Annotated in this window: 17 protein-coding genes; all 17 read right to left on the bottom strand. The window is 37.1% G+C overall.

The genetic code is table 11. The features are described 5' to 3' along the window. Positions 1–5: 5 nt before the first annotated feature. Positions 6–488: a GbsR/MarR family transcriptional regulator gene (locus tag RNZ46_RS04650; RefSeq protein WP_316984212.1), complete on the bottom strand. Its 483-nt coding sequence runs from the start codon at positions 486–488 to the stop codon at positions 6–8. 144 nt (positions 489–632) lie between these two features. After that, a complete protein-coding gene (gene nhaA / locus RNZ46_RS04655) occupies positions 633–1,952 on the bottom strand; it encodes a Na+/H+ antiporter NhaA (protein ID WP_316984213.1) in 1,320 nt (439 codons plus the stop codon). 342 nt (positions 1,953–2,294) lie between these two features. Continuing rightward, positions 2,295–2,999 carry an urease accessory protein UreH domain-containing protein gene (locus tag RNZ46_RS04660; protein ID WP_316984214.1) on the bottom strand — a complete coding sequence of 235 codons (705 nt, stop codon included), beginning with the start codon at positions 2,997–2,999 and terminating at the stop codon, positions 2,295–2,297. Beyond that, on the bottom strand, positions 2,996–3,799 hold the full coding sequence (locus tag RNZ46_RS04665) for an urease accessory protein UreD (RefSeq protein WP_316984215.1): 804 nt from the start codon (positions 3,797–3,799) through the stop codon (positions 2,996–2,998). The genes RNZ46_RS04660 and RNZ46_RS04665 overlap by 4 nt, the downstream gene beginning before the upstream one ends. Next, on the bottom strand, positions 3,799–4,440 hold the full coding sequence (ureG, locus tag RNZ46_RS04670; RefSeq protein WP_316984216.1) for an urease accessory protein UreG: 642 nt from the start codon (positions 4,438–4,440) through the stop codon (positions 3,799–3,801). The genes RNZ46_RS04665 and ureG overlap by 1 nt, the downstream gene beginning before the upstream one ends. A 13-nt stretch (positions 4,441–4,453) precedes the next feature. Further along, positions 4,454–5,173 carry an urease accessory protein UreF gene (locus RNZ46_RS04675; protein ID WP_316984217.1) on the bottom strand — a complete coding sequence of 240 codons (720 nt, stop codon included), beginning with the start codon at positions 5,171–5,173 and terminating at the stop codon, positions 4,454–4,456. A gap of 67 nt (positions 5,174–5,240) precedes the next feature. Continuing rightward, positions 5,241–5,747 (bottom strand): urease accessory protein UreE, encoded by a 507-nt coding sequence (gene ureE / locus RNZ46_RS04680; protein WP_316984218.1) that lies wholly within the window; start codon positions 5,745–5,747, stop codon positions 5,241–5,243. A gap of 24 nt (positions 5,748–5,771) precedes the next feature. After that, positions 5,772–7,499 carry an urease subunit alpha gene (gene ureC / locus RNZ46_RS04685; protein WP_316984219.1) on the bottom strand — a complete coding sequence of 576 codons (1,728 nt, stop codon included), beginning with the start codon at positions 7,497–7,499 and terminating at the stop codon, positions 5,772–5,774. Further along, the gene (locus RNZ46_RS04690; protein WP_316984220.1) at positions 7,496–7,870 is read right to left on the bottom strand and encodes an urease subunit beta; all 375 of its coding nucleotides are present in this window, start codon (positions 7,868–7,870) and stop codon (positions 7,496–7,498) included. Before RNZ46_RS04690 ends, ureC begins: the two co-directional genes overlap by 4 nt. A gap of 16 nt (positions 7,871–7,886) precedes the next feature. Beyond that, complete coding sequence (gene ureA, locus RNZ46_RS04695; RefSeq protein WP_316984221.1) at positions 7,887–8,189, bottom strand: urease subunit gamma; 303 nt, start codon at positions 8,187–8,189, stop codon at positions 7,887–7,889. Positions 8,190–8,411: 222 nt separating this feature from the next. Continuing rightward, positions 8,412–9,314 (bottom strand): DMT family transporter, encoded by a 903-nt coding sequence (locus RNZ46_RS04700; RefSeq protein WP_316984222.1) that lies wholly within the window; start codon positions 9,312–9,314, stop codon positions 8,412–8,414. 68 nt (positions 9,315–9,382) lie between these two features. Beyond that, the gene (locus RNZ46_RS04705; protein ID WP_316984223.1) at positions 9,383–10,156 is read right to left on the bottom strand and encodes a glucose 1-dehydrogenase; all 774 of its coding nucleotides are present in this window, start codon (positions 10,154–10,156) and stop codon (positions 9,383–9,385) included. A gap of 205 nt (positions 10,157–10,361) precedes the next feature. Then, positions 10,362–11,108 carry an SDR family NAD(P)-dependent oxidoreductase gene (locus RNZ46_RS04710; RefSeq protein WP_316984224.1) on the bottom strand — a complete coding sequence of 249 codons (747 nt, stop codon included), beginning with the start codon at positions 11,106–11,108 and terminating at the stop codon, positions 10,362–10,364. Positions 11,109–11,126: 18 nt separating this feature from the next. Beyond that, positions 11,127–12,839: an amidohydrolase gene (locus RNZ46_RS04715; protein ID WP_316984225.1), complete on the bottom strand. Its 1,713-nt coding sequence runs from the start codon at positions 12,837–12,839 to the stop codon at positions 11,127–11,129. Continuing rightward, a complete protein-coding gene (locus RNZ46_RS04720) occupies positions 12,836–13,288 on the bottom strand; it encodes a GNAT family N-acetyltransferase (protein WP_316984226.1) in 453 nt (150 codons plus the stop codon). Before RNZ46_RS04720 ends, RNZ46_RS04715 begins: the two co-directional genes overlap by 4 nt. A 7-nt stretch (positions 13,289–13,295) precedes the next feature. Beyond that, positions 13,296–13,934 (bottom strand): HdeD family acid-resistance protein, encoded by a 639-nt coding sequence (locus RNZ46_RS04725; protein ID WP_316984227.1) that lies wholly within the window; start codon positions 13,932–13,934, stop codon positions 13,296–13,298. 51 nt (positions 13,935–13,985) lie between these two features. Then, entirely contained in the window at positions 13,986–14,804 is an 819-nt protein-coding gene (locus RNZ46_RS04730; protein ID WP_316984228.1) for a universal stress protein, read from the bottom strand. Between the last annotated feature and the right edge of the window lie 20 nt (positions 14,805–14,824).

Below are 14,824 nucleotides of genomic sequence, written 5' to 3' on the forward strand. Positions count from 1 at the left end.
GTGTTTTAAGCTTGCTTTTTTAATTTTTCAATTTCAATTAATGTTTGATGTATTTTTACTAGTTGTTCATTCAAATGCTTCTCATATAATAAGCCCAGTGATTTTTCATTTTTAAATTTTTCTGGGTTATTTTCTTCATTAAACTGATTGATTTTTCGAACCATTTTAAGCCCCTTTTCCAAAAGGTGACTTTGCTGTTCCAAGGCGTTTTTAATGTAAAAATCGGAGGTTCGAAAATATCGTTTTCGGTCTCCAGATTTAGTGTAATACTCAATATAACTTAATTGTAATAGTACATTTAGATTACTAGATACGGAACTCTTACTCGCCTGCATGGTACTTACAATGTTTTCAAAACTCATTCCGTCGTGCGACGACAAAATAAGCAGCGCATAAATACGTGACGCTAAAGGCGATAAATTAGCGCGTTCCTCTAAATGAACACCCACTTCTTCGATAAGTTGCTGTTTTTGCTGAGACTGTTCCATTTTAGATTATCATTTAAATTAATGATGCAAATATACGTTTAGTTCGATTCATACCGAACTAATCAATGTTAAGTGTTTGTTAAAAAATTGAAAATGCAATAAAACTTAGGAAATTACATATAACAATTTAAAAATCAACAGGTTTTATATGCTTGTTTCTTCTACAGATTCCTTTTTAGAATTAAATCGTAAGATTGTAAAGCCAATAATAGCTGAAATAAAAGACCCAATTAGGATTCCTATTTTAGCAGAATCTATATACTCCGGGGAAGAAGCAAAAGCTAAACTTGCAATAAAAATGGCCATGGTAAACCCGATACCGGCTAAAAAAGCAACACCTATAATTTGCTTAAAACTAATATCGCTTGGGATGGTAATTAATTTTACTTTTTTGGCCAATATAACCAACGAAGTAATCCCAATACTTTTGCCCAAAATTAAACAGATTACAATATTAGTAACCAAGGCAGTATCTAGGTTTTCTGAACCATTAATTAATACGCCAGCGTTGGCAAAAGCAAAAATTGGAATGATGAAATAAGCTACCCACCCGTGTAAATTATTTTCTAATTTCTGAAGTGGTGATTGGAATTTAGAAGTCCAATCTACTAAATCATCAATATGATCTATTTGGTCTGTGGAAAGCACTGGTTTTTGAAGAACACTGGCATTTTTTATATCATTATATACATTTTCCAACTGCTCTAAAAATGTTGAAGTTCCTATTTTCTGCCTTATCGGTACAGAAAAAGCCATTAAAATTCCAGCCACAGTGGGATGGATTCCCGATTTTAAAAATAAGAACCAAATGATTGTTCCGAAAATGAAAAACACATAGCTCGAATAAAACCCTTTAAACGAGAACAAATATAAAACGCCCAACAGCACTACTGCTATGAGCAATAAAGTTACATTAATGGTGCCGCTATAAAACAAAGCAATTACCAATACAGCACCAATATCATCCACTATGGCAAAAGCTGTTAAAAATATCTTGAGACTTAACGGTATTCGCTTACCCAAAACATTTAAAATAGCCAATGAAAATGCAATATCGGTAGCCATGGGTATGCCCCAACCTTTGGTCGTTTCAGGGTTTTGATTTAATATGATAAAGAAGATTACCGGCACCAAAATACCACCTAAAGCCCCAACTAATGGGAAGGCGATTTTTTTGGCGGAATTAAGCTCGCCAATCAATAATTCCCTTTTTATTTCTAAGCCTATTAAAAAGAAAAATATGGCCATTAATCCGTCGTTTATCCAAAGGATTAAAGGTTTTTTAAACTCAAAAGTTTCCGTTACAATTCCAATATCGTATTGCCATATCTCTCGGTAAATATCGCCAAAAGATGAGTTGGCCCAAGCAAGCGCAACAACTGTTGAGAGCAATAGTAAAATACCACTAAAGCTTTCAATTTTTACGAATTTTTGAAATGGTGTAAGAAAAACCTTTTTAATCATAAGCTTATTTAATTTCGTCAAATATAAGATTTCATCGCAAGAAATATCATTAAATATGTTGTGATTTTAGATTAATTATCAAAATAAGTATAAGCTGTATAGCAGCGTTGCGTCGCTGTGATACTGTAAAAATTTACAAAAAAACGCACTTTAAGTGACTGATTATGTGAATATCATAATTACATTGAAAGACCAAAAATCGTTTTTAAAAAGAAAAGTGTTGGATTTTAATTAGCCATCATGCCGCTTATTTAAACAAAAGCAGTAATTGCGAACTTTAAAATTTATTCCTGCAATTAACGTTATTTTGAATTGGTATGTTTGGCTCTACTTAATGAAATTTTACCAACCTAAAAAAACCATACCTACGCCACATAACGCAATGGACAGCCCTGAAATTGGAGTAATGTTTTTTTCTAACCATTCGGTTTTTACAAAATTGAATCCGTAATACAACAACATCACAACCAACATCATAGTTGAAACCGTGGTGAGCAAAAACGTACCAATTAATAATAACATGTTAAATGCCGATTGCTCCACGGCAGGGTATGTCAACAAGGGGAATAAGACCTCACATGGGCCCAACAGAAAAATTAAAAGCAAAATCCATGGTGTTACTTTTCTTCTTTTGGAAACATAAGTCATTTGTTTATGATTGTGTTCAAAAACATAGACTGAACCATCATCGTAAACATCAAAATGCTTATGTCTTTTACCGCGATATACATTGTAAATACCATACAGAAAATATAGAACTCCAAAGATAAATATAGCCCAACTCGCCAAACCACCTCTTACCTCGTTTAACCCATCTATTTTCCCCAAGGAAAACCCTATTGCAGCGCCACCCAAGGCTAAAAGTACAGAAGCCAATACATGCGCCGAACCGCAAATGGCTGTCCACATAACAATTTTTGGCAGTTTCCATCCTTTAGATTTGCCTATGGCTATAAAAGGAATGTAATGGTCGGGGCCTGAAACCGTATGCAGCACACTAACCGAAATTGCCGTAAATAATAAAATACCCAGTTCAGTTTCCATCATATTAATGTGCTTATTGCTTGGTTTATTAATGCATCTTCTTGCTTTCTAATTTGGGTAAAAAGTTTATAAAGCTGCTGCCCTTCGTTTCCTAAAATCCGGAGCGCATACGCGTTATCCATCACTTTAGAAATACCAAAACTGATGCCTTCTTCCTTTGATAAATCTTTGGAAATATTTTCCATACGCTGCCTAACATCGGTTTGTGGTGCAACAAAAAACAAACTACCTTGGTGGGTATATACTTCGTATTGACCGAATTCTTCAAGGTTTATTTCTTCAGGAACAATATAAAGATTGTCTTTAAAAATCATAATTTCATCTTGATATATTTCTGTAATCGCATGGTGCTTTTTAAACTGAAACTGCTCACCTTCGGCCATATATTTTCGTCCGCAAGTTAATATTTCTCCCCACAAAAGCGTGCTGCTTTCTTTAAGCTTAATAACGCTTTTTGCTGTATATTTTGCTCCTTTGTGTGGCACCACTGGATGTGGAACGTGGCTAAAATAAGCCGATTCACCCACCGAAACCTTCATGTTTTGGCTTGTCCCTTTTTCAGAAACAAATATGCGCTGATACGATTGGGTTTGCAGGTTTAACGCCGAACCGCTAATAACCTCAATGTTGATATCGTAACAATCGTCATTTAGGAGTCCGGGTGATGAGGACATCACCATGATCTCCAATAATTGGTTTTTCTTGTTTTCCCTAACTTCAACTAAATTAAATGGCGCGGTAAAGTAAACATCCTTCAAAATGGTTTGCTCCCTCAACCCCGTTTTAAGACTGTATCTTTCCATTATTTAAGCACTTGAGGTTCTTTGGCGTGTTCTTCTACCAAAGCATAGTGTTTAATCCATTGGTACACCCCTTCTAAACCTTTATCTTTCATTAAATTGGTAAAAACAAAAGGTTGACCATTTCTCATTTTTCGAGCATCATTTTCCATTCCTTTCAAATCCACTTTCACGTAAGGGGCTAGGTCCATTTTATTAATTACCAACAAATCCGAACGGGTAATTCCCGGACCTCCCTTTCGGGGAATATCCGCTCCACCTGCTACAGAGATTACAAAAATGGTAACATCGGCAAGGTCTGGACTAAAGGTCGCAGATAAATTATCACCACCACTTTCAATAAAAACAATCTCGATATTTGGATGCCTAATGATGAGTTCGTCAACCGCTTCAAGATTCATGCTGGCATCCTCTCGAATCGCTGTATGTGGGCATCCGCCTGTTTCAACCCCTATTATTCTATTGGCCTCCAATGATGAATTTTTTTCAAGATATTTAGCATCTTCTTTGGTGTAAATATCATTGGTTACCACACCAATGCTGTAGTCTTTCGCTATCCTTTTTGTTAGTTTTTCAATCAAGGCCGTTTTTCCAGAACCCACCGGTCCTGCAACGCCTATTTTTATATATTTTCTTTCTTCCATAGGTTTTGTTTTGTTACGACATATACAATCTTGAGTATAAATGTTCATGCTGCATACACCTTATATCTAAAGCGGTATTGCAAACGCCATACATAGCTCTTTCTAGTTTCATTATTTCTAAAGTTTGATTTTCTATAAGGCCTTGAACATCATAAATTATTTGCTGCCCATCTGTTTGCCCCAATGGAACTAGTTTTACAGCATTGGTAACCATGCCTACCGCGGCGTTGTACAAAAATGCGCAGATTGCTTTTTCCTTATCTATTTTCATCAGCGCCGTTATTATACCATAAATCACTGCATAATGCCCATACATTTTGTTTTCTAAAACATACGCGTTAACGGTGTTTAAAAAAGGGATGCTTAATAACTTGCTGTATATTTTTATAAGACGGATTCCTAGTTTCTGACTGCCATCGCGCACCTCGAAAGGGGCTTTTAAAGCATGGGATTCGAGGTCTAAATTAAGGAGTTCTTCCAGATTATTTTCAATGGTGAACCCATAGGCTAATTTAACCGCGAGTCCATCATTATACTTATAATTGTTTTTAAGCATGCTTTCAACGAAATTTTTAGCGGTGCTAACATTATGCACTAAGTTTTGTTGAACATAGGTTTCTAAACCATTGGAGTGCGAAAACCCACCGATAGGTAGTGTTGGATCGGTAATATGCAGAATTTCTAAAAGCGACCCGAGCTTTGTTGTTTCACTAATGTTATTATTTTTTTTCATCTACAATCTATATAATTGGGTGCTGTTCTTGATTAATAATTTTAGACAGCAGCAACTTAAATTTTTTCTATTCCTTTGTGGTTAATTCAAGAATTTTTGAAAAGAGTGAGCTTCCCGCACTTCCGTGTTGATGAGGCTCTACATTAGCCTTTAACATATTGAGTAATTTGCAATGCGTTTTTGTAACCTGATAACCTGTAGCTACCAACAAGCGTTCCAATGGTTTTTCGTAAGGAATAAGCACGTGATTGTCTTGAATAAAAAGAGGCAGATGTTTATTGCCAATTTCGTAACAAACCGTACCCATTTCGTAAATAGACCTTGGCGTTACTTGTATAGCATCGCAAGGCAAAATATTTACAACAACAATTTGGGCATCATCCTCAAAAAGAATATCTCCTTCTTTAAGCCTGCTTCCTTCCTTTAAAAATTTGATAACAACCTCTTGATTGGCTTCGGTACGCTTACGCATAATGCGCTTTGTAGCTTCAAACCATTGGAGGTTGAGTACATCTTTAGTTTTGTTACCAATAGGATATGATTCTAAATTGCCAAGTACTGTTTTACAGATCATCGTTTTAATTTATGAAAAGCACCGTTAAAAAAGGAAATAGCGTTGCCCTAATGGGACTACGTCAAGAGGCTCGCAGGTAATCACTTTTCCGTCGACCGTGACTTCATAATTTTCAGGGTTGATCTCAATATGAGGTACTGCGTCATTATGAATCATATCTTTTTTACCAACAGATCTGCACCCTTTTACGGCTAGCAATTTCTTTTTAACGCCGTATTTTTCAGCAATGTTGTTTTTTATTCCCGCTTGAGACACAAAGGTTACCGCCGTTTTTTGAACAGCAGTCCCTAAGGTTCCAAACATTTTTCGCATTATAACGGGTTGTGGTGTGGGAATAGCAGCATTGGGATCTCCCATTTTACTTGCGGCAATCATACCGCCTTTTATAACCATTTCTGGTTTAGCGCCAAAAAATGCTGGTTTCCACAATACTAAATCGGCCATTTTGCCGGGTTCAACAGAACCTACATAATTAGAAATACCATGTGCGAGTGCTGGATTAATGGTATATTTTGCAATGTATCTTTTAGCTCTGAAATTATCGGCTTCAATTTTTGAATCATCTTTTAAATAACCACGTTGCACCTTATTTTTGTGGGCGGTTTGCCATGTTCTTATAATAACTTCAGCCACCCTTCCCATGGCTTGCGAATCTGAACTCATCATACTAATAGCTCCTAAATCATGAAGAATATCCTCTGCAGCCATAGTTTCTTTTCTGATTCTTGAATCTGCGAATGCTACATCTTCCGGAATCGATTTTTTTAAATGATGAGCTACCATAAGCATGTCTAAGTGTTCATCAATTGTGTTGATGGTGTATGGTCTGGTTGGGTTGGTTGAACTGGGAAGCACATTAGGATGCGAGGCAATTTTCATAATATCCGGTGCATGGCCTCCACCCGCGCCCTCGGTATGAAAGGTGTGTATGGTTCTTCCATTTATGGCCTTAACCGTATCTTCTAAAAACCCGGCTTCGTTTAAACTGTCGGCATGCAACGCGACCTGAACATCATATTTATCGGCCACTTTAAGGGCAGCATCGAGTGCCGCTGGTGTGGCTCCCCAATCTTCATGCACTTTTAACCCTAATGCCCCGGCTTCAATTTGCTCTTCCAAAGGCGCTGTTGTGCTACAATTTCCTTTGGCAAAAAAGCCCACGTTCATCGGGTAGTTTTCAGTAGCCTGTATCATTTTTTCTAAATGCCAAGCCCCAGAAGTAACCAAGGTAGCGCTGGTACCATCTGCTGGTCCAGAGCCACCACCTATCATGGTGGTAACGCCGCTAAACAAGGCATGCTCTACCTGTTGCGGACTAATAAAATGAACATGTGTGTCTATGCCTCCAGCCGTTAAAATAAGACCGGCACCAGAATGTACTTCTGTGGATGCACCAATAATCATGTTATCTGCAACGCCATCCATGGTATCGGGGTTACCCGCTTTACCAACACCTACAATTTTTCCGTCTTTAATGCCCACATCACCTTTTACAATACCCCAATGATCGATGACTATAACGTTTATAATAACAAAATCGAGTACATTTTTATCTCTCGTTTTGGTGGACGATTGCGCCATTCCATCTCGTACCGTTTTACCTCCCCCAAAAGTACTTTCTTGACCATAATGATCCTTATTAAAGTCTTTTTCAATTTGAATAAACAATTCGGTGTCTCCTAAACGAATCTTATCTCCTTCGGTTGGCCCGTAGATATTAGCGTATTTTATTCTGTCTACTTTAAAGCTCATGATTTAGTGTTTTTAAAATTTTCAGATTGTATTTTCTTCATCGCTTTTTCTAAGCTTTCTTTTGACGTTGTATCGCCTTGAGTTAGGTTACTTGCGCCATACGCCCTTCTGCTTCCTTCTATGTCTATGAGTTGAACTTCGGTAGATTCGCCGGGTTCAAAGCGCAGTGCATTTCCTGCCAGAATATCCAAGCGCTTTCCAAATGCTTTTTCACGGTCAAAAGCCATGGCTTTGTTGACTTCAAAAAAATGATAATGCGAACCAATCTGTACCGGTCGGTCACCCGTATTTATCACTTTTAAAGTAATACTTTGGTGTTTAGCATTACAAACTATTTTTTCTTCTTTTAAAATATATTCCCCTGGTATCATATGGCTCTTGGTTTTATTAACGAATAGGGTTATGAACGGTAACGAGTTTGGTTCCGTCCGGAAAAGTAGCTTCGATTTGTACGTCCTTAATCATTTCGGGCACACCTTCCATAACGTCTTCCCTAGTAAGAAATGTGGCGCCAATTTGCATTAATTCTGCCACTTTTTTCCCGTCTCTGGCTAATTCATGTAATCTTGAACTAATAAGGGCTATGGATTCTGGATGGTTTAATTTTAGGCCCCGTGCTTTTCGTTTTTCAGCAAGTTCACCTGCTAAAAAAAGCATGAGTTTTTCTGTTTCTCTTGAAGTCAATTTCATGGGCTTATCTTTATTGGTTAATAATGGTTAGAACTTTAGCACGACATGACATCCATCAACGATAACACTATAAGCGATATCGATTCACAATTGCTTAATTTCTTTAAATATATTAAAACTAATCTATTTCGGCAATTTTTTTGCCATATCTACTTTACTTATGCAATGCGTATAAACGTGATATTCAGCTATAATCGGGAGATTAGTATTTTAAAAACCAAGTTAGGTACGAGGTGCCAATTTGGGGTCTTTCTTTTTCTCTCGAATAAGATAGATTCCTATTAAAATCAATACCGCGCCTAAAACATACCACCATGTAAATTTTTCGCCATCAACAATGCCCCAAATTACGGCTACAACTGGCAATAAATAACTCGCTGTACTAGCAAAAACCGCTGAGGTGTTCTGTATTAATTTGTAGTACAATAACATGGCAATAGCTGTACCGAAAGTGGTTAAAAATGCCAAATAACCTATGGGCTGTATGGTTTCTGGTGTTATTTCAAAATTCTGAATAAATCCCGTGAAGTATAATATAACCATAGCTGGAATAGCCCAAATGGTGTACACCGCAGCGGTTAACTCCACGGCTTTTACTTTTGAAGTTCGTTCTGTAATCACAACAGCATTTATGCCATAGGATGCACCTGCCAAAACGATTAACATGGTATATGCAAACTGTGATCCTTCTGTGTTTGCATCCGAAAAATAGATTAAACTTGCAGCGCCAAAAAAGCCAATAATAGCTCCCACAACTTGAGATAGCTGGCTCTTAATTCCGAAGAGCAAAAACCCAAATACCAACACAAAAACCGGCACTAAGGAATCTAAAATCCCTGCCAAAGAACTACTAACTTTTGTTTGGGCGATAGGAAACAAAAACATAGGTAAAAAGTTGCCGAAAAAGCCAACTACAGTAACCCAAAGCAAGGTGCGATTAGACATTTTTATAATGGCAGGAATACCTATAATTGCCAGCATCAAACCCGAACCAACAATACGAATGGCGCCAATTTCGTAAGGTGTAAATGCAACGAGCGATTTTTTTATCAGCATAAAGGAGCTTCCCCAAGTTAATGTGATGACTAATAATAATACCCAACGGTTATTGAAAAATTGTCTCATCGTAAAAAAATATGAAAGCAGTTATTGTTGAATAACTGCTTTTTTTAAAAACTAAAATTTTTTATTACTCACTCCAAGGTTTGTTCTCCACCACCATTTACAAATAGCGTTTGCCCACTCACCCATTCTGAAATTGGAGATGCAAAATACAACATGGCTCCTGCAATATCATCTGCTGTTCCCAATCGTTTAATTGGAGTGTGCTTTAACATGGTTTTTTCAATATCTGGAGTTAAAACACTTTCTAAGGCTGCAGTTCTGGTTGCTCCGGGACCAACGGCGTTGATACGGACTTCGGGCCCGAAATCGTGAGCCAAATTTGCAACCGTATGATTTACCGCTGCTTTAGAACCGCCATAACCACTCATATTTGGACTTCTGTTAACACTAGACATTGAGGTTGTAAAAACAATAGAACCATAACCGGCTTTTTTCATGTGCGGCACTACCAATTGACACAATCGCCAACCGCTAAATACATTGAGCTCATAATCGCGTTTTATATCCTCTACGGAGATTTTAAAAGGATTTTCCCGACCGCCACCTCCGCCACCAGCATTGTTTATTAGTATGTGGATACCTCCCAATTTCGCTACCGTTGTATCAACCAAATTAACCATATCTTCATCTTTTAAAACGTTGCAGGAAACCGCAATGGCCTTAACGCCCAAAGCTTCAATTTCTTTGGCCGTTTTTTTGGCTTCTTCCAAATTGAAATCTCCAATTGAAATATTAGCGCCATGTTTTGCTAATAGTAAAGCTGTTGCTTTACCTATGCCATTTGCGCCACCGGTTACAATGGCTGTTTTTCCTTTTAGGTTGAATAAATCTGAAGTGATCATGGTTATTTTGCTTTTTACTATCTTAACCCGTTGTGCATTTTGAATGGAAAAAATATCTATATGTCAATTCGAGTGATTTTGAAGCACGAAAAATTGTATCAAGAATCAATTTCAAGTTAAAATTCTTGTTCTCGATACAAATTTTACTCATTCCAATCGTAATATTTACTCGAACTGACAGAGTTTTTTCAAAATGCACAACGGGTTATCTCAATTTTATATCGCCACCATCTGCCATCAATGTTTGACCCGTCATATACTGACTATCATCACTTAACAAAAAGGCTACAATTGGTGCAACATCTTTTTGCGGATCTCCAAAACGCCCCATTGGATTTTTACTTATAATTTCTTCATATTGCTCGGGAAAATTTTCTTTCCAATATTTAACACCATCGGTAAAAGCTAACGGACAAACAATGTTTACGCGAATACCATCCTCCGCCCATTCATTGGCCACCACACGAGACAAGCCTCGAATAGCTTCTTTGGCGGCAGCATAACTGCCTTGGTTTTTCTGACCCAATAATCCTGCGCCGGAACCAAAGTTGACAATAGATCCACCAGATTTTTTAAGCTCTGGATAGGCCGCTTTCATAAAGTTTAAAGTGCCTTTTAAACCTGTGTTCATCGACAAATCCCAATCTGCTTCGGTAAGTTCCATCAATGGTTTTTGTCGAGATGCGTGTGCATTATTAACTACACTTGTTAATTTTCCGAATTTAGAAATGGCCATTGCAACCACTTCTTTTGCAACCGATTCTTTCGAGATATCACCTTTTAAAAATACAATTTGCTCTGGGTTTGATGCTACTTTTTCTTTACCAGCATCTTCATTTAAATCTACTGCTACTACAGAAGCTCCTCTTTCGGTTAATTCAGTAGTCATTGCGCCTCCAATTCCTGCTGCGCCCCCTGTTACGATGATTACTTTATCTTTTAAATTTTTCATGACATTTGTATTTCATTATTATTTATAAACACTCACACCTTCTTTAATGGTTTCGAGTATTTGAATCTCTTTAATTTCCATAGCCTTTACTTTTAACGGGTTTTTATCCAAAATCACGAAATCGGCTAATTTCCCTTCGGTTAAAGTGCCTTTTAAATTTTCATCAAAAAGCTCGTAAGCAGCATTTGTTGTGATGGCTTTTAACGCTTGGTAAGGTGTTACTCTCTCATTTTCACCAATGACTGTATCAGATCTTGATACGCGATTTACAGCTGTCCAAACCGTAAAAATAGGATCGATTGGTGTTACTGTGGCATCGGAATGGTTGGTTGGTTTTAAACCTAATCGGGTAGCACTTAGCATGGGACTTAAAAACTCCGCTCTTTCTTTTCCTAAATTTTCGACGTGAACGTCTCCCCAAAAATACGCGTGATTGGTGAAAAATGAGGGTTCCATATTGTACTTTACAAAGGTTTCTAGTTGATCGGGTCGAGCAAATTGTGCGTGGATAATAATGGTTCTTCGGTCTTTATCTAATGGTTCATTTAAAGTTTTACACGCATTTTCATGTGCTTTAATAATCATATCAACCGTGGCATCGCCATTGCAGTGCACAAATAGTTGATTATCTTTCTCGTAAGCCATTACAAATAGTTCATTTATAGCATCTTGCGTTAAACTCGGCAAGCCTCTACAATCGTGCGTACAACCCGGAACTTCAGTTAAAAAGGGCTTTGTAAAAAAAGCTGTTTTACCTTGTGGCGAACCATCGGCAACTATTTTTGTGCCTTGCACTTTAAATCCGTTTTTGTAGGTTTTAAACTGAAGTGTGGAATCCTTCAAATTTGCATCCAATTCCGCATAACCGGCTAAAGAAATCAAGTCGATTTTAAATTTTCCTGCATCGGCTTGCGACTGAAAGAAACGAATGGTGTTTCTGTCCGTCATGCCATCATGTGCTGTAGTAATTCCGTGGGACGCGTAATATTCTTGTGTGGTATCGAAAAACTCTTCTTGCTTTGATGCTAATTTTTCCAACATCAGTCTTACAAAAGGATACATGGCCGTTTCTTGCACCAAACCCGTTGGCTCATTAGTGTTTGAAAAACGATCTATGTTTCCACCTTCAGGACTTTTAGTGTTTGCTGAAACTTGTAATTTTTCAAGCCCCAAAGAATTTGCAACCCCCATGTGACCGCTTGTATGCTGTAAGTACACCGGATTATTTGGTAACACTTTATCGATATCCTTTTTTGTTGGATGACGATTTTCTGCCAATTGACCATCATCGTAACCCCAACCATAAATCCATTCGCCATCAGGAATACTTTTGACTTCCTTGTAATGCTTTAATTTTTCTAGAATATCATCAATATTGGTAATCGTTCCAACAGGTTCTGAATTTAAATCTACTTGCCCCATAGTGTTGGAAACCATTCCAAAATGACTGTGCGGATCTATAAAACCAGGCAACAATGTTTTTCCTTTAAGGTCGATTTTTATGGCATCGAAATAGTTTGTTTCTGCATTGTCTTTGCTTCCAACGAAAACAATTTTACCATTTTTTTCTACAATGGCTTCAGCGTATTCTGGTTTTTCAGAATCCATTGTTAAAATGTCTCCATTGAAAAAAAGTTGTGCAGGCTCATTTCCTAAAACCTCGGTTTTCTTAATATCCTTACACCCGATTACCAGTGCTGAAACTAGTAAAACTAAAACAATTTTTTTCATGTTTGATTCGTTTTTAAAATCATAACAATTCGGTCTTCATTATCTAAAAAATAATTGTCTAAAATTTCATCGCCTTCAAATCCCAAATCCTTATAAATTTTTATGGCAGAAGGGTTATCGGGATATACCGTTAAAGCGATTTCTTTTGTGTTTTCAGCTTTTAAAACTTCAACTAAACGAGCTGTTAATTGTTTACCCAATCCTTTGCCTCTTGCATTCTTATCTACTCCTAATGATAAAATCCACCCTTGTTTTTTGTTTGTATTGATACCTCCCAAAGCATAACCAAGTATTTTGTCATCCTCTTTGGCGACTATAAAATAATCACCGGAAATATCGAATAATTGCCGTATTACAAAAGCGGGATAACTATCGGTATTAAAAATTTGTTGTTCGATAGCAACAATGCTATTGAGGTCTTCTAATTTTGCTTTGCTAAATGTTACCATAGTTTTTTTAATTATCCCATTCTCTTCGAATTTCTATCATTAAATCGTCGTAGCGTTTAACTAATTCTGCCGATATTCTTTTAGATGATTTGTGCAATATTCTTAATTGTAATGAAAAAAAGATATTAAAAAGCCCTGCAAATAAAAAGCTTAAAGCTACTAATATGACAATACTCATACCTGCGAAAACCGGATTCCAAATAAGAATGAAAGATATAATTGCGCCAATTACACCCAAGATCAATAGTCGACCCCAATTTTTACTGCCGTATTTTCTAACGTCCATAGCAAAACCAATGGTTGAAATGGACCGAAAGAGAATAACAAAGCCAATATAAAACGCCAGGGTTGTTAATGATAAGGTAGGTTTTAACAATAATAATACACCTACCATTAATGTGATGATGCCAAATGCCAGCGACCACCCCCAATTGTCTAAGCTATCTTTGTTTGCCAGGGCAAAAACACCTTCGAAAAGCCCACTTAACAAAAATGAAAGAGCAAATAATAACGATAGTGCTCTCAGTGAACCTTCAGGCGAAGCAAACACCACCATACTTACGGCAATAAAAAATAAGCCCACAAGCAAAGGAATATACCAGTGCTTAATGGTGCTTTTTATTGTTTTTAAAAATGATGTTTCCATAATTAAAAGTTTTAATGATTTATGTTTTCAGTTGAAAAGAAAGACGGATAACTAAAGTTTAAAAGTTATAACCGGACGCCTTGAATGGTTTGCAAGATCTTCAGAAACACTTCCTTTTATTAGGTGATTCAATCCTCTTCTTGCATTGGTAATTGCAGCAATGGCATCGGCGTTGGTATCGTCGGCATATTGAATAATACCATCTTCAATGGTGTAACCAGCAATAAATTCTACTTTTTGCGGACCGCCTGCTTCGGCAAATGCTTTTGCTCTTTTATTAAACACTTTAGTACTTACAAACCCTGTATTTGGCCTATTAACAAACACGAGATCCACATGGCTTCCTAGTTTCGAAAAGAAGTCTTCAGCTTTTTTATAGGCTTCTACACTTTCTGTACTCATATCCGTTGCCAATACCACATGGTCTAAGCTGAAATTTTTTGGTTCGGTTTTCACTACCAAAACCGGCACACTACTATTGCGCACCATTTTCTCCGCATTAGAACCAGCAAATATGCCATCTTGAAGCGTGAGCCCTTGAGACCCCATAATAATTAAATCGGCGTTTAATTCTTTGGACACCGCATCTACCTCTTTGTAAACCTTATGTTTTTTAATTACGGGCACAACTTTAACGTCTTTTAAGTAATCCTTGTCTAAAAAAGGCTCAAATCTCTTTTTGGCATGAGATAACATAAATAACATTTCATTATTGTTAGCTCTATTTGAAAGCGAAATTAAAGAGTCTGATAGTTCCAACATATGCAGTACATGCAGTGTTGCGTTATGTTTTTTTGCTAAAATGGCGCCCGTTTGTAGGGCAAATTCTGCTTGCTGTGAAAAATCAACGGGTATGATTATGTTTTTCATGGTTGTTTGTTTTTAATCGT

The organism is Hwangdonia lutea, assembly GCF_032814565.1.
GTDB lineage: Bacteria > Bacteroidota > Bacteroidia > Flavobacteriales > Flavobacteriaceae > Hwangdonia > Hwangdonia lutea.